This is a genomic window from Streptomyces sp. NPDC034086 (assembly GCF_055575515.1).
In genome coordinates this window covers 839,700-857,868 of record NZ_JBVISM010000002.1, presented here as the reverse complement: position 1 = coordinate 857,868, position 18,169 = coordinate 839,700, and the positions used below count along the sequence as shown (strand labels likewise).

Below are 18,169 nucleotides of genomic sequence, written 5' to 3'. Positions count from 1 at the left end.
ACGCCCCCATCCGCATCGCCTCTTCACACGAAACCCTGACCGGTGCGGCCGGCGTGACCAGGGACCTTCACAGGTCCTCCACCGATTGCCTCCGGCATACCCACGGACGGGTCCGCCGAACGGTTTCGTGCACCGAAAGTAATCCTACGATCACCCCGTCAGCGCGCTCGATTGCGGAAACGCCACCATTCGCCACCCCTTTGAATGAACTCGTCGGCGGCCGGGCGCGATTCACTTGACACCAAGGCGGAACGGCAGGGGTTGGACAGGAGTGCGCTCAGGGCGCGCGCGGCGAGGAGTGCGCCGGGCGTTCCCCGGTGGAGGACGCGCGCCCCCCGGCCTCCGACAGGTCTCGCCGACGTCGTAACCACCGGCGCGTCCGACCCGTTGGAGGGGGCATGGGCATGGGCTTCACGATCGGCGGCAGCCGCAGCACCAAGGAGTTCCGTTCCGGCGTCCGGCGCCGCGGGCGGACCGCGGAGTGCACGACGGTGGCGGAGTACACCGGGCTCTGGGGCTGGGACGCGGTCCCCGGGGCCCGTGCCGCGGGCCCGGGCCGCGACTGCTCCTGCGGTCATACGAACTGCGGCGCGCCGGGGGCGCACCCGCTGGACTTCGCTCCGACGGTCCCGGCAGGCGCCACCCTGGACGAGGTCTCCGCGATCTGGGGCGAGTATCCGGGCGCGGCGATCATGCTCCCGGTCGGCCGCGCCTTCGACGTCATCGAGGTCTCCGCCGAGGCCGGACGGCGCGCCCTGGTCCGGCTGGAACGGATGGGCCTGCCCCTCGGTCCCGTGACGGCGACGCCGGACGGCCGCGCCCAGTTCTTCGTCGCCCCGGGCGCCGCCGCCGAGCTGCCGGAGCTGCTGTACCGCATGGGCTGGGACGACGCCGATCTGGACCTGCGCGCCCTGGGCCACGGCGCCTTCCTGACCGCCCCGCCCTCCGACCGCGCGGGCCTGGGCCCGGCGGCCTGGCTGCGCGGGCCCGCGCTGGACAGCGCGGGCGGCCCCCCGCAGGCCCGGCTGCTGCTCGGCACCCTCGCCTACACCTGCCACCGCTTCCGTCGCTGACGGCCCCCGCCGACGGCAGTGCCCCCGGGTCCTGGGCGGACGCGGGGGCACTGGTCTGCGTAGGTCCTCGGGAGGGGTCCTGCGGCGGCGGGGGCCGCCTCAGTCGCCGATGAGGGCGTCCACGAACGCCTCCGGCTCGAAGGGGGCGAGGTCGTCGGGGCCCTCGCCGAGGCCGACGAGCTTGACCGGGACGCCCAGCTCGCGCTGGACGGCGATGACGATGCCGCCCTTGGCCGTGCCGTCGAGCTTGGTCAGCACGATGCCGGTGATGTCCACGACCTCGGCGAAGACGCGCGCCTGGGTCAGGCCGTTCTGGCCGGTGGTGGCGTCGAGGACGAGCAGGACCTCGTCCAGCGGGCCGTGCTTCTCCACGACGCGCTTGACCTTGCCCAGCTCGTCCATCAGGCCGGTCTTGGTGTGCAGCCGGCCGGCGGTGTCGATGAGCACCACGTCGGCGCCCTCGGCGATGCCCTCCTTGACCGCGTCGTAGGCGATGGAGGCGGGGTCGCCGCCCTCGGGGCCGCGGACGGTACGGGCGCCCACGCGCTCGCCCCAGGTCTGGAGCTGGTCGGCGGCGGCGGCGCGGAAGGTGTCGGCGGCGCCGAGGACCACGCTGCGGCCGTCGGCGACGAGCACCCGGGCGAGCTTGCCGGTGGTGGTGGTCTTGCCGGTGCCGTTGACGCCGACGACCATGACGACGCCCGGGGTGTCGGTGCCGCTCTCGGTCTTCACGGCGCGGTCGAAGCCGGTGCCGACCAGGGTCAGCAGCTCCTCCTTCAGCAGGGTGCGCAGCTCGGCGGGGGTGCGGGTGCCGAGCACCTTGACCCGTTCGCGGAGCCGGTCGACCAGCTCCTGCGTCGGGGCGACACCGACGTCGGCGATCAGGAGGGTCTCCTCGATCTCCTCCCAGGTGTCCTCGTCGAGGTGCTCGCGCGACAGGAGCGTGAGGAGCCCCTTGCCGAGCGAGTTCTGCGAACGGGCGAGCCGCGCGCGCAGCCGGACCAGGCGGCCGGCGGTGGGCTCGGGCACCTCGATCTCGGGCGCGGCCGGGGCGGCCTCCGCGACGGGGGCTTCCGCGACGGGGCTCTCGGGGGCCGCGGTCCCCGCCTCGGGGAGCACGACCTCCTCGATGGTCCGGCGCGGCTCTTCGACCGTCGGTGCGGAGTCCTCCCCCACCTGCGGTTCGGCGGGCGGGGCAGTGATGGTCGGCGTGGCCGGCGGCGCCGTGGGGGGCAGCTGCTTCTTCTTGCGGCTGCTGACCACGAGGCCGCTGATCGCGCCGACCGCGACCAGGGCGATGACTACGGCAAGGATGAGGATTTCCATAACGCTCCCAGTATCGGCCACGGCGGCTCCGGAGCCCGGACCTCGGCGGCCGTACCGGGTCCTAAGGCCCTATTTATGGTTTTCGGCGCAAATCTACGATGATGGGCGCCACTCCCCCGTCCCCGCACGCCCCACGGAGCAACCGCATGCCCGCCGAGCCCGCAGCCGGCGCGATACCGGCCCCCGCCGAGACCGCAGCCCAGGCCACCGGCAAGACCGCAGCAGAGACCCGCGGGCTGGAGCCCGTGCCCGACGCCGAGCGCACCGGGCGCGTACGCGAGCTGGTCCCCACCTGGGTCGCCGCGAACATCAGCGTGCTGCTGCTCACCATGGGCGCCGGGCTGGTGATCTTCAACCGGCTCAACATCTGGCAGGTGCTCGTCGTCGCGCTCGCCGCGCCCGTGGTCTCGTACGGGATCGTCGGCCTGATCTCCATCGCCGGAAAGCGCGGCGGCGCGCCGGGCATGGCGCTCTCGCGCGCCGTCTTCGGCCAGCGCGGCAACCTCTTCCCGGGCTCCCTGATCTGGGTGGCGCGCTGGGGCTGGGAGACCATCAACGCGGTCAGCGGCGCCTACGCCGTACTGACGGTCCTGGACCTGCTGTTCGGCGTGAGGAGCAACACCGCGCTCATCGTCGTGACCCTGCTCTTCTTCGTGGGCTGCACCTTCGTGGTCTCGGGGCTCGGCATCAACGCGCTGCGCGTCTGCTCGACGTGGTCGACGTACCTCTTCGGCGGCTTCAGCGTGCTCGTCCTCGGCTACCTGATCTTCACCACCGACTGGTCCGCCGTCTTCGGCAAGCCCGCGGGCTCCACGGCGATGATGGTCGCGGGCATCGGCACCATCGCGGCGGGCGGCATCAGCTGGGTGCCGTCCGGCCCCGACTTCACCCGCTACCTGCCCCGCACCGCCTCCGCCCGGGGCATGGTCGGCGCGACGATCGGCGGCGCGGGCGTGGTGGTCCTGCCGATGGTGCTGATGGGCGCGGTGATGGCCGTCGGCACGCCGGACCTGGCGAGCGCGCAGGACCCGGTCTCCTTCATCGGCGAGCTGCTGCCGACCTGGATCGCCGTGCCCTACCTGCTGATCGCCCTGATCGGGATGCTGCTGATCAACTCGATGTCGATGTACTCGGCCGGCTTCACCGCGCAGACCCTGGGCATCAAGGTGCCGCGCGCCTGGGCGGTCAGCGTCAACGCCGCCATCAGCCTGGTCTTCGGCTTCCTGCTGATGGTGGTGGCGACCAGCTTCTTCGGTTCGTTCATCTCCTTCCTGACCCTGCTGGCCGTGGCCTTCTCCGCCTGGATCGGCGTCTTCGGCGTGGACATGCTGCGCCGCACCTCCTACGACGGCGCCGCGCTGCTGGACACCACGCCGGGCAGCGCCTACTGGTACCGGGGCGGTTTCGCCTGGCAGGCGATGACGGCCTGGGGCGCGGCCCTGGTGGCGGGGCTGCTCTTCACCAAGGTGGACTGGTTCGGCGGGCCGCTGGCCTCGACCTGGATCGGACGGAACGGCCTCGGCTGGGTGACCGGCATCCTCGTCTCCGCCGCCCTGTACGCCGTACTGCCGCGCACCCCGGCCCCGGCGGCGCCGGTGCCCGGCGGGGAGCCCGAGCCCGCCGGAGCCCTGTCCAACTGACGCCACGTCAGCTAAGGTCCCCCCTCGCCCGCTCCGCCGCATCCGCGCGGGGGCGCATCCGGCGAAGGGGGACCCTTCCATGCCCGTCACCGTGGTCCGGTTCAACCTCGTCGACCCGGACGGCACGCCCGAGAGCCTCGGCGCCCGCTACGGGGCGGCGCTGGAGATGGCGAAGTACGCCGACGACCACGGGATCGACACGGTCCAGACGGAGGAGCACCACGGCGTCCCCGACAACTGGCTGCCCTCCCCCTTCGCGTTCGCCGGCGCCGTGTTCGGGGCCACCCGCCGGATCGCGGTGACCGTCTCGGCGATCATCGGGCCGCTCTACGACCCGCTGCGGGCCGCCGAGGACATCGCGGTGCTCGACCTGCTGAGCGGGGGACGGCTGGTCACCGTGGCGGGGATCGGCTACCGGCCGGAGGAGTACGCGCGACAGGGGGTGGAGTGGGGCCGGCGCGGCCGGCTGCAGGACGAGCTGCTGGAGACCCTGCTGAAGGCGTGGACCGGCGAGCCGTTCGCCTTCCGCGGCCGGACGGTACGGGTCACCCCGCGCCCCTTCACCCGGCCGCACCCGCTGCTGCTGGTCGGCGGCAGCTCCCGGGCGGCGGCCCGCCGTGCGGCCCGGCTGGGCCTGCCCTTCTTCCCCAGCGCGCACCTGCCGGAGCTGGAGGCGTACTACCGGGAGCAGCTCGCGGAGCACGGCACGGAGGGCTTCTGCATGATGCCCGCCGCCGAGACCCCGCTGCTGCACGTGGCGGAGGACCCCGACCGGGTGTGGGCGGAGCACGGGGAGCGTTTCCTGCACGAGGCGGCCACCTACGCCTCGTGGCAGTCCGAGGGGATCCGCAGCGCCGTACGGTCGGCCGCGCGCTCGGTGGAGGCGCTGCGCGCGGAGGGCGTCTACCGGGTCCTGACCCCGGAGCAGGCGGTGGCGCACGCCCGCGCCGCGGGCGGGGCGGGGAACATGGTGCTGCACCCGCTGTGCGGGGGCATGCCGGTGGACGAAGGCGGGCGCAGTCTCCAGCTGCTGTGCGAGAAGGTGCTGCCCCGGCTCAAGGACTGAGCCGGGGCAGCACCGCGGAGGGAGGGGTGGTGGCGGGGAGTTGTTACCCCATCTCCTCCAACGCCTTGCCCTTGGTCTCCGGCACCCACTTGAGGATGAACGGGATCGAGAGCGCGGCGAAGACCGTGTAGATGACGTACGCGCCGGACAGGTTCCAGTCCGACAGGTTCGGGAAAGTGACGGTGATGACCCAGTTGGCGACCCACTGGGCCGCGGCGGCGACGCCGAGGGCGGCGGCCCGGATCCGGTTCGGGAACATCTCGCCGAGCAGCACCCAGACCACCACGCCCCAGGACAGGGCGAAGAAGAGCACGAAGGCGTGCGCGGCGATCAGGGCGACCGTGCCCTGCGTGTCCGGCATGGAGATGTTGTCACCGGTGCCGGTCTTGTACGAGAAGGCCCAGGCGCAGAGGCCGAGGGAGACGGCCATGCCCGCCGAGCCGATGAGCGCGAGCGGCTTGCGGCCGATCCGGTCGACGAAGATCATCGCGATCACCGTGCCGATGATGTTGATGATCGACGTGGTGAAGGAGTAGAGGAACGAGCTGGTCGGGTCGATGCCGACGGACTGCCACAGCGAGGAGCTGTAGTAGAAGATCACGTTGATGCCGACGAGCTGCTGGAAGACCGAGAGGCCGATGCCGATCCAGACGATGGGCAGCAGGCCGAAGCGGCCGCCGAGCAGGTCCTTGAAGGTGGACTTGTGCTCGGAGCGCATAGCCGCCTCGATCTCGGCGACGCGCCCGTCCAGGTCGACGTGCGAGCCCTCGACCTCGGCCAGCACCTTCCGGGCCTCGGCGGTGCGGCCCACGGAGATCAGGAAGCGGGGGGACTCGGGGATGACGAAGGACATCAGCCCGTAGAGCACGGCCGGGACCACCATCACGCCGAGCATCCACTGCCAGGCTTCGAGTCCGCCGACCTTCCCGCGCTGGTCGCCGTCGGCGAGGTTGAGGATGCCCCAGTTGACCAGCTGCGAGATGGCGATGCCGATGACGATGGCGGCCTGCTGGAAGGAGGCCAGCCGGCCCCGGTAGGCGGGCGGGGACACCTCGGCGATGTAGGCGGGGCCGATGACGGACGCCATGCCGATCCCGAAGCCGCCGATGACGCGCCACATGGCGAGGTCCCAGAGCGCGAACGGGAGGGCCGAGCCGATGGCGCTCGCCGTGAAGAGGACGGCGGCGATCTGCATGCACCGGATGCGGCCGATCCGGTCGGCGATGCGGCCCGCGGTGGCGGCGCCGAGCGCGCAGCCGATCAGCGCGGCGGCGATCACCTGGGCCAGCGCGGCCGACCCGATGTCGAAGCGGTCGCGGATGGCGACGACGGCTCCGTTGATGACGGAGCTGTCGTATCCGAAGAGGAAACCGCCCATCGCGGCGGCCGCGGTGATGAAGATGACGTGCCCGAGGTGGTCGGGCTGGGACGCGCGTCCGCCGCCGGGTGCCGGTGCCTGCGCTGTGCTGCTGCTCAAGGTGTGCTCCGTGGGGGGTTTGTGTCCGTTCTCCTCAGTGGCGCACAGGTCAAGATCGGGCACCACCGGAAGGCGGGAGGCAGCACAGAGCCTATGTGTTCATTTCCTGAAGTCAATAGGTGAGGTGAAGTCCTCGTTAAGCTTCACCAGGGGATCTTGATTTCATTTATTGAAGAAGGGAGCGCGTCAACGGAGCCGCTGGCTGATCACCTTCGAGACTCCGTCGCCCTGCATCGAGACGCCGTAGAGCGCGTCGGCCACCTCCATCGTCCGCTTCTGGTGCGTGATGACGATCAGCTGCGAACTCTCCTGGAGCTCCTCCATGATGCGGATCAGCCGCTGGAGGTTGGTGTCGTCCAGGGCCGCCTCGACCTCGTCCATCACGTAGAACGGGCTGGGCCGCGCCTTGAAGATCGAGACCAGCAGCGCCACGGCCGTCAGCGACCGCTCCCCGCCGGACAGCAGCGACAGCCGCTTGACCTTCTTGCCGGGCGGCCGGGCCTCGACGTCCACGCCGGTGGTCAGCATGTCGTCCGGGTCGGTCAGCACCAGACGCCCCTCGCCGCCGGGGAACAGCCGCGAGAAGACCCCCTCGAACTCCCGGGCGGTATCGCGGTACGCCTCGGTGAAGACCTGCTCGACCCGCTGGTCGACCTCCTTCACCACTTGAAGGAGGTCGGTCCGGGTCTTCCTCAGGTCCGCCAGCTGCTCGCTCAGGAACTGGTGGCGCTCCTCCAGCGCCGCGAACTCCTCCAGCGCCAACGGGTTCACCTTGCCCAGCTGCTGGTAGGCCCGTTCGGCCGCCCTGAGCCGCTTCTCCTGCCGGGCGCGGTCGAAGGGGCCGGGCCGGTTGCGGGGGTGCTCCGGGTCCTCCGGCAGCACCTCCCCCTCGGCGGCCGGGGACGGCGGAACCGGCTGGTCGGGCCCGTACTCCGCCACCAGAGCGGCCGGGTCCACCCCCAGCTCCTCCAGCGCCCGCGCCTCCAGCTGCTCGATCCGCAGCCGCTTCTCCGCGCCGAGCACCTCGCCCCGGTGCACGGAGTCCGTGAGCTTGTCGAGTTCTCCCTTGAGGTCCCGGCCCCGGCCGCGGGCCTCGCCGAGTTCCCGCTCGCGCAGCCCCTTGGCCTGCTCGGCGGCCGTCCGCTCCAGCTCCGCCCGGCCGATGGACACCTCCAGGTGCGCCAGCAGCTGCCGCGCCCCCTCGGCGACGGCCCGGCCCACCTCGGCCTCGTACCGCCGCCGCTCCCGGCGCCGCTCCGCGCGCGCCCGGGCCTCCCGTTCGGCGCGGGCTGCCCGGTCCAGCGCGTCCGCCCGGCCGGCCAGGCCCTTCACCCGCTCCTCGTGGGTGCGCAGCTGGAGGCGGGCCTCCATCTCGGTCTGCCGCGCGTTCGCCCCGTCGGCGGAGAGCCGGTCCCGGACCGAGGTGTCGGGCTCCTCCGCGAGCGGCAGCTCCTGCGCCACCGCGAGCCGCTCCGCGCACTCCTCCACGTCGGCCCGCGCCCGCTCCAGCGCCTCCTCGGCGGTGGCCGCCGCCCGGGCGCTGCGCTCGGCCTCGCCCAGGGCGCCCTTCGCCTGCCCGGCGAGCCGGCCGAGCTGCTGGGCGACCCCGGCCCGGGCCCGCTCCCCCGCCCGGCGCCGCTCCGCCAGCTCCTCGGCGAGGGCCGCCGCCCCGGCGCGCCGCCGCCGGGCGTCCTCCTCGGCCGCGGCCAGCTCCCGGCACTCGCCGTCCAGCCGCTCCAGTTCCGCCGCCGCCTCGTCGACGGCGGCCCGCACCTCGATCAGGCTGGGCGCGCCCGCCGAGCCGCCGTGCGCGAGGTGGGCGCCGAGCACGTCCCCCTCGGCGGTCACCGCGACCAGGTCCGGCCGCGCGGCGACGACGGCCTCGGCCTCCTCCAGGCTGCCGACCACGACGTGCTCCCGCAGCACCCACGCCACGGCCCGCCGCGCCTCCTCGTCGCCGTCGACCAGCGAAGCGGCCTCCAGGTACGCGGGCGTCCCCGCCTCCACCGCCGACGCCGTACGGGGCTCGGGGCCCGGCCCGCCCGGGAGCGGCCGGCCCGCACGGGGAGCAGGGGCGGACCCGGGGCCGGCCTGCGGACCCGCTTCGGCGCCGCGGGCCTGCCCCGGCAGGCCGGCACCGCCCGCACCGCCCGCACCGCCCGGGGCCGCGGGGGCCTGTCCCGGGATCACGGCGGACGGCGGGGCGATCAGGAACACCGCGCGCCCCGCGTCGGCCTCCCTCAGGTACCGGATCGCACCGGCCGCCGCCCCCGCCGAGGCCACGGCCACCGCGTCGGCGGCGGAGCCGAGCGCGGCGGCCACCGCGGCCTCGTACCCCGGTGCCACCGTCACCCGCTCCGCCGCCGGCCCCAGCAGCCCCGCCAGCCGCTCGCGCGCGGCGAGCAGCGCTCCCGTCCCGTCCTTGCGCCGCAGCCCCAGCGCGAGCGCGTCCCGCCGCGCCGACACGGCCGCGCGGGACCGTTCCGCCGAGGCCAGCGCCCGCCCGGCCGCCGCGAGCCCGGCCTCCGTCCCGGTCAGCCCGGCCTTCGCCGCCTCGTACTCCTCCTCCGCCGAAGGGTCCTCGAGCCCGCCGACCTCGGCGGCCAGTGCCTCGTACTCCTCCCGCGCGGCCACCGCCCGGGCCCGCGCCTCGTCCCGGGCCGCCACGAGCCGCTCGATCTCCGCCTGCGCGGCGCCGGCCCGCGACCGGGCCGCCCCCAGGCGCCCGGTGAGCCGGGCCAGTTCCTCACGCCGGTCGGCGATGGCCCGTGCGGCGTCCCGCAGTCGCCGCTCCTCCTCCGCGAGGGCCCGCTCCAGCCCGGCCCGGTGCGCGGCGGTGTCCTCCAGCGCCCGTTCGGCCGCCTCCAGCGCGGCGGTCAGCTCCGCCTCCTGCTCCCGGATCCGCGCGGCCTCCCGCTCCATCTCCTCGGGGTCCCGGCCCCGGCGCTCCTCCTCCACGGGCGCCGAGGCGCTCCTGACCCGGGCCTCGGCCAGGGAGGCCGTCCCGCGCACCCGCTCGGCCAGCTGCGACAGCGCGTACCAGGTCTGCTGGGCCCGCTGGAGCCGGGGCGCGAGGCGGCGTACCGATTCCTCCAGCTCGGCCTCCCGGCGCAGCGCGTCCGCGAGGTCCCGCTCGGCGGACTCCTTGCGCTCCTTGAGGGCGGCCTCGTCGGCGATCTCCGCGTCCAGCGCGCTCCGCAGCGCCACCAGGTCGTCGGCGAGCAGCCGCAGCTTCGCGTCGCGCAGGTCGGCCTGGATCACGGCGGCCCGGCGGGCCACCGCCGCCTGCCGGCCCAGCGGCTTGAGCTGACGGCGCAGTTCGTCGCTCAGGTCCTGCACCCGCGCGAGGTTGGCCCGCATCGCGTCGAGCTTCCGCAGCGCCTTCTCCTTGCGCTTGCGGTGCTTCAGTACGCCCGCGGCCTCCTCGATGAAGGCGCGCCGGCCCATCGGGTCGGCGTGCAGGACGGAGTCCAGCTGCCCCTGTCCGACGATCACGTGCATCTCGCGGCCGATGCCGGAGTCGGAGAGCAGTTCCTGGATGTCGAGGAGCCGGCAGGTGTCCCCGTTGATCTGGTACTCACTGCTCCCGCCGCGGAACATGATCCGCGTGAGGGTGACCTCGGCGTAGTCGATGGGGAGCGCGCCGTCGGAGTTGTCGATGGTGAGGGAGACCTCGGCCCGTCCGAGCGGCGGGCGTCCCGTGGTGCCCGCGAAGATGACGTCTTCCATCTTTCCGCCGCGCAGGGACTTGGCTCCCTGTTCCCCCATGACCCAGGACAGCGCGTCCACCACGTTGGACTTGCCGGATCCGTTGGGGCCGACGACGCAGGTGATCCCGGGTTCGAAGCGCAGGGTGGTGGCGGATGCGAAGGACTTGAAGCCACGCAGGGTCAGGGACTTGAGGTGCACGCCGCCGGACTCTACCTTTCCCGTCCGGTTTCACCCATGAAGGTGCAGGGCACATCAGACGGTGGGGGGATCACTCCCCCACCTGGCCCCACACCAGCCCCGCAGGACGCGGCGCGGCGGCCCCGGCGGACAGCCGGTGGAAAGAAAGAAGGGACGCCGAGGCGTCCCTTGCAGATCATTTCGGGGGCTGGAATCGAGTTGACGAGTGAGCGCGGATCAGGTGAGCGCAGGCTCCGCCTTGGGTACGTCCATCTCGATGCTGTCGAGCAGCGAGTCTCCGTGCTGTGCGGCGGCCGCCGTCAGAGCGTCGTTCTCGGACTGGATCCGTCCGAGCTCGGACTCGAGGTCCTGGACGCGCTGCTGGAGCCGTCGCATCTCGGCGAGGAGTCGCGGGTCGGAACCGCCGACGTAACCGAGAAGCGCCTTTGCCATGATGGATGGTCCTCCACACTGAGTGACCGACCGAAGCGGTGTGGGTCGTGAGGGAATCGCACCCGCGGATGTCCGGCAGCGACGGTCAGTCACTGCACTAGCCAGTGCCACCACTGCCAAACAGCTCAGGTGCGCGGGGCTTCCAGCGTCTCACCAAAAAGTTTGACGGTCAACACGATCACGCCCCGTATCGGCGGGCGGCCCGGCCCGCGCGAGGGGTGCAGAGATCAACCTCGTGTCCGAGCCTTCCACGGATGGCCCGCCGCGGCAACGCGTCGGCGGCGAATGCGCAGATCCGGCCGGGTGCCGGCGTTCCGGACCTCCGGCCGGTCGCCGGCCCGCCGCACCGTCACCGGATCTCGAAGCCGTCGTAGCCCCCGCGCGGTGTGCCCCAGATCTCCGTCACCCCGTCCACCCGCCCGGGCGTGTCGCCGGTGCGGAGCCACTCCAGGAGCCGGTGGCAATTCTCACGTTGACCTTCCGCCACGACCTGCACCCGGCCGTCGTCGAGGTTCAGGGCGAAGCCGGTCATTCCGCCGATCTCCAGGGCATTGGCCCTGGTGAACCAACGGAAGCCCACTCCCTGTACACGGCCGCGCACCCAGGCGGTCATACGGACGTCTGCGTTCATGCATGAACGCTAACCGGGCAGGGCGTTTGGAGGCTCGCCGCCCCCCGTGGCCCATGGGCTACAGTCCCCCACCAATGAGTCACTCGTTCGGGTGAGCAAAGTTTGATCTTGCAAAGGGAAGGCACGGCACCCATGGGACGCCACCGACTCCACGCCGCACCTCGCCGCGGCGCCAAGCGCACCGCCGTGCGCACCGGGCTGCTCGGCGCGTCCGTGGCGGTGGCCCTCGGTACGGCGGCCGTGACGACCGGGTTCGTTCCGGTGGGCGGCTCCTTCCCGTACGTCGGCACCGGCGCCGGGGAGAAGACGCAGGCCCGCTCCGAGCCGTCGCCCGCCGCCTCCGGCAAGCGGGCGGAGCAGCCGAACGGCCTGGCGAACCTCTCGGGGCGGGCCTCCTCGGCCCCGGCGGGCGCGACCCCGGGCACCCCCTCGGCCTCCCCCAGCCCCTCGGCCTCCCCCTCCCCGTCCGCGTCGCCCACGGCCTCCGCGTCGCCTTCGCCTTCGGCCTCCGCGAAGGCTCCGGAGAAGAGCACCCCGAAGCCGGCGGCCCCGAAGCCCGTCGCCCCTGCGGCCCCCAAGCCCGCCGCCCCCGAGCCCCCCGCGGCGCCCCGGCCGGTGGCACCGACGGCCGCCGACGGGCACTCCGCCGAGGAGGCCGAGGTGCTCGCCCTGGTGAACCAGGAGCGCGCCCGCGCCGGGTGCGTACCGGTCCGGGCGAACCCGCCGCTGGCGGCGCTGGCCGGCGCCTTCAGCAAGGACATGGCCGTACGGGGCTTCTTCGACCACACCGACCCGGACGGGAACTCCCCCTGGCAGCGGGCCCAGAAGGCGGGGATCTCCGGCATGGGCGGCGAGAACATCGCGCGCGGCCAGGGGGACGCGAGGTCCGTGATGCAGGCCTGGATGAACAGCCCGGGCCACAGGGCGAACATCCTCAACTGCGAATTCCGCACCCTGGGGGTCGGTGCCCACTTCGCCTCCGGCGGCCCTTGGTGGACCCAGGACTTCGGCTTCTGACCGGCCCCCGGGGGTGATGCCGCGGTCCGGCCGCCCCGCCCGCCGCGGTCAGCCGCCGGGCGGCCGTCAGACCGCGGCCGCCGCCAGGGCCGCCCGGCCCGCCAGGACGACGCGGGTGTGCTCGGCGACGCGCCGGCCGAGGTGCTCGGCGGTGGCGAGGTCGGCCTTGTGGACGCCCTCGGGGCCCTCGTCCGCGTTGGTCTGGGCCGCCGCGCCGGAGGAGAAGCCGAGGCGGTTGAGGTCGTACTCGCTGCCGGCGGTGGAGTTCCAGCCCGGCTTCAGGCCCAGGCTGACCCAGCTCATGCCGTGCTGGGAGGCCAGCATCTGGAAGAACTGCAGCGTGTTCAGCTTGTCTCCGGCCTTGGAGGCGGAGTTCGTGAAGCCCGCGGCGACCTTGTCCTGCCACACGTCACCGAACCAGCGCTTCGAGGTGGCCTCGGCGAAGACGTGGAAGGCGCCGGAGGCGGTGCCCATGTAGGTGGGCGAGCCGAAGACGATCGCGTCCGAGCCGTCCAGCAGCGCCCACTCGGCCTCGCTGATCTCGTCGACCTTGATCAGGTGGACCGTGGCGCCGGTGGCGGCGGCTCCCGCGCGGACGGCTTCGGCGACGACCGCCGTGTGCCCGTAGCCGGAGTGGTAGGCGATGGAGACGACGGGGGCGGGGGCAGGGGCGGCGACGTTCGCGGACATGACTGTTCTCCTCGGGAGCGGGGGGCGGGCGCCGTACTGCGGCCGGCGCGTGGCGCATGGCTGCGCTGAAGAAAGGTAAGCACTAACTTTTTGAAAGCGCAAGCAGACAGTTAGCGCCACCCGGGGGTACGCTTGCGGTATGGAGAACCCAGCCTGTACCGAAGCCGGCCCGGCCGACCTGCCGTTCGACGTCTTCGCGCGCGCCTGTCCGTCGCGGGAGACCCTGGAGCACGTCACCGGGCGCTGGGGCAGCCTCACGGTGGGGGCGCTGCGCGAGGGCCCCTGCCGCTTCAACGAGCTGCGCCGCCGTGTCGACGGCGTGAGCGAGAAGATGCTCTCCCAGACCCTGCACGCCCTGGAGCGCGACGGCATCGTCCTGCGCGAGGCGCAGCCGACCAACCCGCCGCGCGTCGACTACGAGCTGACCCCCCTGGGCCGCGAGGTCGCCGACCGCCTCCTCGCCCTGATCCACTTCCTGGAGGGCAGCATGGACGAGGTGCTCGTCTCGCGGGACGCCTACGACGCGGCGCGCGGCGGCCGCTGACAGCGCGGGCAGAAGTAGCTGGACCGGTTCATCCACGCCCTCCGCCGCATCGGCGTACCGCAGCGGCGGCAGGGCTCGCCCTCGCGCCCGTACGCGTCGAGGGAGCGGTCGAAGTAGCCGGACTCGCCGTTCACGTTGACGTACAGGCTGTCGAAGCTGGTCCCGCCGACGGCGAGCGCGGCGTTCATGACCTCCCGCACGTGGCCGAGGAGTTCCGCGCTCCGGAGCCGGGTGAGGGTGGCGGTGGGGCGCTCGTAGTGCAGCCTCGCCCGCCACAGGGCCTCGTCGGCGTAGATGTTGCCGACCCCGCTGATCAGCGACTGGTCCAGCAGCGCCCGTTTGACGGTGGTGCGCTTCGCGCGCAGCGCCAGGTGGTAGGCCCCCTCGTCGAAGAGCGGGTCCAGCGGGTCGCGGGCGATGTGGGCGATCACGTCCGGCAGGCCCTCGTCGCTGCCGGGGACGGTCTCGTGCAGCGAGAGCCCGCCGAAGGTCCGCTGGTCGACGAAGCGCAGCTCGGTGCCGGCGTCGTCGGCGAAGCGCAGCCGGACGCGCAGGTGCTTCTCGTCGGGAGCGCCGGACGGCTGCACCAGCAGCTGCCCGCTCATCCCGAGGTGGCCGAGGACGGACGGCCCGCCCCCCTCGAGGGGCAGCCACAGGTACTTGCCCCGGCGCCGCGGCGTCCCGATGGTCCGGCCGGCCAGGCGCGCCGCGAAGTCGGGGCCGCCCGCGAGGTGCCTGCGGACGGCCCGGGGGTGGAGCACCTCCACCGCCTCGACGGTCCGCCCGGCCACCCAGCGCTCCAGGCCGCGCCGCACCACTTCGACTTCGGGGAGCTCGGGCATGGTGTTCCTCCTGGAAGGGCGTCGAACAGGAAACCCCGCCGCACCGGGGTGCGACGGGGTCACTGCGGAAGGGGAGCGGTCAGGCGTCCGGCACCGGGTCGGCGGGCGTCGGCGCCCCGTCGTCCAGTGCCGGCGCGGCGGCGGCCGCGGCTTCCGCCGCCTTCCGTTCGTCCGCGGCGGTGCGGATGCCGCGCCAGGCGGACTCCGCGGCCTGCTGCTCCGCTTCCTTCTTGCTGCGGCCGGTACCGGTGCCGTACGAGACACCACCGACGCGGGCGGCAGCTGTGAAGGTCTTCTCGTGGTCCGGTCCCGTCTCGGTGACCAGGTATTCCGGTACGCCGAGACCCTCGGCCGCCGTGAGCTCCTGGAGACTGGTCTTCCAGTCCAGGCCGGCACCGAGGTTGGAGGACTTCTCGATGAGCGGGTCGAAGAGCCGGTGAACCAGCTCGGAGGCCGCGTCGAGGCCCTTGTCGAGGTAGACCGCGCCGATCACCGCTTCAAGGGTGTCGGCGAGGATGGAAGCCTTGTCCCGGCCACCCGTGCCCTCTTCGCCCCGGCCGAGCCGGATGAAGGAGCCGAGTTCGAGGCCGCGCCCGACCTCCGCCAGCGCACGAGAATTGACCACCGCGGCCCGCAGTTTGGCCAGCTGGCCTTCCGGCAGATCGGGGTGGGTGGTGTACAGCGTGTCCGTGACCACCAGGCCGAGCACGGAGTCCCCGAGGAACTCCAGCCGCTCGTTGGTGGGCAGACCGCCGTTCTCGTACGCGTACGAACGGTGGGTCAGCGCACGCACCAGAAGGGCGGACTCGAGTTGGTACCCGAGCCGCCCTTCCAGAAGCGTGTGGGACGAGGCCGCGTTGTTACTGTCTGCCTGCTTCTCAGCGTTGGACAGCTCAGACATTGCGCCTCTCACCAGCCGCTCAGACCTCGAGGACCTGGCGCTTGTTGTAGGTGCCGCAGCTCGGGCACGCGATGTGCTGGAGCTTCGGCTCCTGGCAACGCTCACACGAAACCAGGGTGGGGACCGCAGCCTTCCACTGCGACCGGCGGTGGCGCGTGTTGCTGCGCGACATCTTCCGCTTCGGAACAGCCACGGCTACTTCTCCTGCTTCTCGGCGGCGCTCTGAACGTCGTCAGATGCAGTGCCGCTCATGTTGTCCTTCTCGTCGTCCTGATCGGTCACGACGAGTTCCTGCAAAGCCGCCCAACGGATGTCGACGGCGTCGTGGTGGTGCTCCGGGTCGTCGTTCAGGCTGAGCCCGCAATCGGGGCACAGTCCGAGACAGTCCTCCCGGCACACCGGCTGCATCGGCAGTGCGAGCACCACCGCGTCACGCAGCACGGGTTCGAGGTCGAACAAGCCGTCCTCGAGGAAGAGCATGTCCTCGTCGTCCTCGGCGTCGTCGGCCGGCTCCGCCTTGGTGCGGCCCCGGTCGTCGGCGTCAGGGTACGAGAACATCTCCTGGAAGTCCGCCTTGAGCTCGCGCTCGACGGTCTCCAGACACCTTACGCACTCCCCCACCGCCGATGCACGGACGGTGCCTGTGACAAGCACCCCTTCCATGACCGACTCGAGGCGGAGGTTGAGCTTCATCGGGGCGCCTTCCGGCACTCCGATGACGTCGACGAGACCGAAGTCCGCCGGCGCCGCGATCTCGCGGGACAGCCGCTGCATGGCGCCAGGACGCCGCCCCAGCTCGTGCGTGTCGAACACGAGGGGGTTGCGGTGGTCGAGGCGGGTGTTCAGGGCCGTTCCTGCTTTCACAGATCGCTGAAGATCAAAGATTCCGCCGCTCACGGGCAGCATGGATCGCGACGCATAGGCGCGACCGAACAGCCAGGATACCCGGCCCTTCGCCCTGAGCCCAATCCGGCCCTAACGCCCCTGCTCGTACTGGCGGAGCTGCTCCAGGTTGATCATGCTCGTGTCGAAGAGGCTGGTCTCGTCGAGGGCGGGACGAGGGGGATGCTGCGGCTGCTGGTACGCCGCGTACGGGTCGGGCTGCTGCTGGTAGCCGCCGCCGTACGGGTCCGGCTGCTGCTGGTAGCCGGCGTACGGGTCCTGGTAGGCGTAGCCGTCCTGCTGGGGGTGGACCGGCTGGCCGGGGTACGGGGCCGCGTAGGCCGCGGCGTACGTGTCGTACGCGGGCTCCGGCCGGTCCGGGAGCGGCAGCGGTCCGGGGCCCGGCTCCGCGAGACCGGCCAGGAACTCCGCGTCGCTGGACGGGCGGGCGCCCTGGGGCCCGGCGGCGTCCTGGGCGGCCATGTGCGCGCCCAGGTCGTCGGCGGGGGCCCGGCCCAGGAGCTTCTGGCGGCCGCGTCCGACGGCCTCCAGGGTCTTGGCGAGCACCGCCTCGAAGGTGGCCAGCTTGCGGTCCACGTACGCGTCCGCCTGCTCGCACCGGATCCGCGGGTCCGGGCTGGGCTCGGGGGCGTCCGTGTCGTCGGAGCCGGCCGGGTCCTGTCCGTCGGCTCCCGGGCCGCGGCCCAGGAGCTTCTCGCGGCCGCGGTCGACGGAGGCGATGGTCTTGCCGAGCACGACCTCGAAGTTGGCGAGCTTGCTGTCGACGTACTCGTCGGCCTCGGCCCGGATCTCGGCGGCCTCCCGGCGGGCCTCCGCCAGGATCCGGTCGGCCTCGCCCCGCGAGCGGCGGGCGATCTCGGTGTCGGAGATCAGGGAGCCGCGCTGCGCGTGCGCGGACTCGATGATGCGCTCCGCCTCCCGGCGGGCCTCCTCGACCATCTGCTCGCGCCCGCCGATGAGCTCCCGGGCCTGGGCGAGCGAGCCCGGCAGGGCCTGGCGTACCTCTTCGAGCCGCGCGAGGAGTTCCGCGCGGTTGATCACGCAGGAGGCCGACATCGGCATGGAGCGGGCGCCGTCCACGGCCGCGACGATCTCGTCCAGCTTCTTCTGTACGTCCATGGGGGGCTCGCGCTCTCTCTGCCTCGGACTGACGAGACGACTGTAGGGCCGGCGGACGCACGGGCGGGACGAGCCGGTGAAAACCGGTCCGTCCCGCCCGGGTCACTTCGCGCGCAGCCGTTCGACCAGGGCCGCGTGGACGTGCGCGGGCAGCAGGTGGGCGACGTCGCCGCCCCAGGCGGCGACCTCCTTGACCAGGGAGGACGACAGGAAGCTGTAGGTGGGGTTGGTCGGCACGAACAGGGTCTCGACTCCGGAGAGGCCCATGTTCATCTGGGCCATCTGGAGTTCGTAGTCGAAGTCGCTGACGGCGCGCAGGCCCTTGACGATGGCGGGGATGTCCCGCTGCTTGCAGAAGTCGACGAGCAGTCCGTGGAAGGACTCGACCTCGACGTTGCCGTAGTCGGCGGTCGCCTCACGGATCATGTCGATCCGCTCCTCGACGGTGAACAGCCCCTTCTTGGACTGGTTGATCATCACGGCGACGTGCACGACGTCGTAGAGCCTGGAGGCCCGGCCGATGATGTCGAGGTGCCCGTTGGTGATGGGGTCGAACGACCCCGGACAGACGGCGCGGCGCAACTGAACTCCCTCGGTCT

At 72.7% G+C, this 18,169-nt stretch carries 17 protein-coding genes; 5 read left to right on the top strand and 12 right to left on the bottom strand.

The genetic code is table 11. The features are described 5' to 3' along the window. The first annotated feature begins 404 nt into the window (after positions 1–404). Positions 405–1,073, top strand: coding sequence for a bifunctional DNA primase/polymerase (locus ACZ514_RS09350; protein WP_468166640.1), 669 nt, complete (start codon positions 405–407; stop codon positions 1,071–1,073). A gap of 99 nt (positions 1,074–1,172) precedes the next feature. On the opposite strand, the gene ftsY is transcribed toward ACZ514_RS09350, so the two are convergent. Then, positions 1,173–2,399 carry a signal recognition particle-docking protein FtsY gene (ftsY, locus tag ACZ514_RS09345; protein ID WP_468166638.1) on the bottom strand — a complete coding sequence of 409 codons (1,227 nt, stop codon included), beginning with the start codon at positions 2,397–2,399 and terminating at the stop codon, positions 1,173–1,175. Positions 2,400–2,545: 146 nt separating this feature from the next. Between ftsY and ACZ514_RS09340 the strand changes: the two genes are divergently transcribed. Together ACZ514_RS09340 and ACZ514_RS09335 are read left to right on the top strand one after the other, a co-directional pair. Continuing rightward, the gene (locus tag ACZ514_RS09340; RefSeq protein WP_469124433.1) at positions 2,546–4,039 is read left to right on the top strand and encodes a cytosine permease; all 1,494 of its coding nucleotides are present in this window, start codon (positions 2,546–2,548) and stop codon (positions 4,037–4,039) included. Positions 4,040–4,118: 79 nt separating this feature from the next. Next, the gene (locus tag ACZ514_RS09335) at positions 4,119–5,105 is read left to right on the top strand and encodes an LLM class flavin-dependent oxidoreductase (protein WP_469124432.1); all 987 of its coding nucleotides are present in this window, start codon (positions 4,119–4,121) and stop codon (positions 5,103–5,105) included. Between the two features lie 43 nt (positions 5,106–5,148). Here ACZ514_RS09335 and ACZ514_RS09330 read toward each other — a convergent pair whose 3' ends face one another. From ACZ514_RS09330 to ACZ514_RS09315, 4 genes are all read right to left on the bottom strand, one after another. Beyond that, positions 5,149–6,582, bottom strand: coding sequence for a sugar porter family MFS transporter (locus tag ACZ514_RS09330; protein ID WP_468166632.1), 1,434 nt, complete (start codon positions 6,580–6,582; stop codon positions 5,149–5,151). A 186-nt stretch (positions 6,583–6,768) separates the two neighbouring features. After that, a complete protein-coding gene (locus tag ACZ514_RS09325) occupies positions 6,769–10,491 on the bottom strand; it encodes a chromosome segregation SMC family protein (protein ID WP_469124431.1) in 3,723 nt (1,240 codons plus the stop codon). Positions 10,492–10,707: 216 nt separating this feature from the next. Then, positions 10,708–10,923, bottom strand: a complete 216-nt coding sequence (locus ACZ514_RS09320; RefSeq protein ID WP_468166628.1) for a hypothetical protein — start codon at positions 10,921–10,923, stop codon at positions 10,708–10,710. A gap of 349 nt (positions 10,924–11,272) precedes the next feature. After that, complete coding sequence (locus ACZ514_RS09315; protein WP_468166626.1) at positions 11,273–11,554, bottom strand: acylphosphatase; 282 nt, start codon at positions 11,552–11,554, stop codon at positions 11,273–11,275. 132 nt (positions 11,555–11,686) lie between these two features. On the opposite strand from ACZ514_RS09315, the gene ACZ514_RS09310 reads away from it, so the two are divergent. After that, the gene (locus ACZ514_RS09310; protein WP_469124430.1) at positions 11,687–12,571 is read left to right on the top strand and encodes a CAP domain-containing protein; all 885 of its coding nucleotides are present in this window, start codon (positions 11,687–11,689) and stop codon (positions 12,569–12,571) included. Positions 12,572–12,637: 66 nt separating this feature from the next. Here the strand turns inward: ACZ514_RS09310 and ACZ514_RS09305 are convergent, their stop codons facing one another. After that, positions 12,638–13,261: a flavodoxin family protein gene (locus tag ACZ514_RS09305; protein ID WP_469124429.1), complete on the bottom strand. Its 624-nt coding sequence runs from the start codon at positions 13,259–13,261 to the stop codon at positions 12,638–12,640. A 139-nt stretch (positions 13,262–13,400) separates the two neighbouring features. On the opposite strand from ACZ514_RS09305, the gene ACZ514_RS09300 reads away from it, so the two are divergent. Then, positions 13,401–13,805: a winged helix-turn-helix transcriptional regulator gene (locus tag ACZ514_RS09300; RefSeq protein WP_468166620.1), complete on the top strand. Its 405-nt coding sequence runs from the start codon at positions 13,401–13,403 to the stop codon at positions 13,803–13,805. On the opposite strand, the gene mutM is transcribed toward ACZ514_RS09300, so the two are convergent. From mutM to coaD, 6 genes are all read right to left on the bottom strand, one after another. Further along, positions 13,778–14,647, bottom strand: coding sequence for a bifunctional DNA-formamidopyrimidine glycosylase/DNA-(apurinic or apyrimidinic site) lyase (gene mutM / locus ACZ514_RS09295; protein WP_469124428.1), 870 nt, complete (start codon positions 14,645–14,647; stop codon positions 13,778–13,780). The genes ACZ514_RS09300 and mutM overlap by 28 nt on opposite strands. A gap of 79 nt (positions 14,648–14,726) precedes the next feature. Continuing rightward, positions 14,727–15,548, bottom strand: coding sequence for a ribonuclease III (gene rnc, locus ACZ514_RS09290; protein WP_468166616.1), 822 nt, complete (start codon positions 15,546–15,548; stop codon positions 14,727–14,729). Positions 15,549–15,567: 19 nt separating this feature from the next. After that, a complete protein-coding gene (rpmF, locus tag ACZ514_RS09285) occupies positions 15,568–15,741 on the bottom strand; it encodes a 50S ribosomal protein L32 (protein WP_003965982.1) in 174 nt (57 codons plus the stop codon). Between the two features lie 2 nt (positions 15,742–15,743). Next, positions 15,744–16,445 (bottom strand): YceD family protein, encoded by a 702-nt coding sequence (locus ACZ514_RS09280; RefSeq protein ID WP_469124427.1) that lies wholly within the window; start codon positions 16,443–16,445, stop codon positions 15,744–15,746. A 78-nt stretch (positions 16,446–16,523) separates the two neighbouring features. Further along, positions 16,524–17,570 carry a DivIVA domain-containing protein gene (locus ACZ514_RS09275; RefSeq protein WP_468166612.1) on the bottom strand — a complete coding sequence of 349 codons (1,047 nt, stop codon included), beginning with the start codon at positions 17,568–17,570 and terminating at the stop codon, positions 16,524–16,526. A gap of 102 nt (positions 17,571–17,672) precedes the next feature. Beyond that, positions 17,673–18,152 (bottom strand): pantetheine-phosphate adenylyltransferase, encoded by a 480-nt coding sequence (gene coaD / locus ACZ514_RS09270; protein WP_388942099.1) that lies wholly within the window; start codon positions 18,150–18,152, stop codon positions 17,673–17,675. Positions 18,153–18,169: the final 17 nt, after the last annotated feature.

Coding starts and splice junctions, on each gene's coding strand:
- ACZ514_RS09350 (WP_468166640.1), top strand. CDS start 405: ATGGGCTTCACGATCGGCGGCAGCCGCAGCACCAAGGAGTTCCGTTCC.
- ftsY (WP_468166638.1), bottom strand. CDS start 2,399: ATGGAAATCCTCATCCTTGCCGTAGTCATCGCCCTGGTCGCGGTCGGC.
- ACZ514_RS09340 (WP_469124433.1), top strand. CDS start 2,546: ATGCCCGCCGAGCCCGCAGCCGGCGCGATACCGGCCCCCGCCGAGACC.
- ACZ514_RS09335 (WP_469124432.1), top strand. CDS start 4,119: ATGCCCGTCACCGTGGTCCGGTTCAACCTCGTCGACCCGGACGGCACG.
- ACZ514_RS09320 (WP_468166628.1), bottom strand. CDS start 10,923: ATGGCAAAGGCGCTTCTCGGTTACGTCGGCGGTTCCGACCCGCGACTC.
- ACZ514_RS09315 (WP_468166626.1), bottom strand. CDS start 11,554: ATGAACGCAGACGTCCGTATGACCGCCTGGGTGCGCGGCCGTGTACAG.
- ACZ514_RS09310 (WP_469124430.1), top strand. CDS start 11,687: ATGGGACGCCACCGACTCCACGCCGCACCTCGCCGCGGCGCCAAGCGC.
- ACZ514_RS09305 (WP_469124429.1), bottom strand. CDS start 13,261: ATGTCCGCGAACGTCGCCGCCCCTGCCCCCGCCCCCGTCGTCTCCATC.
- ACZ514_RS09300 (WP_468166620.1), top strand. CDS start 13,401: ATGGAGAACCCAGCCTGTACCGAAGCCGGCCCGGCCGACCTGCCGTTC.
- mutM (WP_469124428.1), bottom strand. CDS start 14,647: ATGCCCGAGCTCCCCGAAGTCGAAGTGGTGCGGCGCGGCCTGGAGCGC.
- rnc (WP_468166616.1), bottom strand. CDS start 15,548: ATGTCTGAGCTGTCCAACGCTGAGAAGCAGGCAGACAGTAACAACGCG.
- ACZ514_RS09275 (WP_468166612.1), bottom strand. CDS start 17,570: ATGGACGTACAGAAGAAGCTGGACGAGATCGTCGCGGCCGTGGACGGC.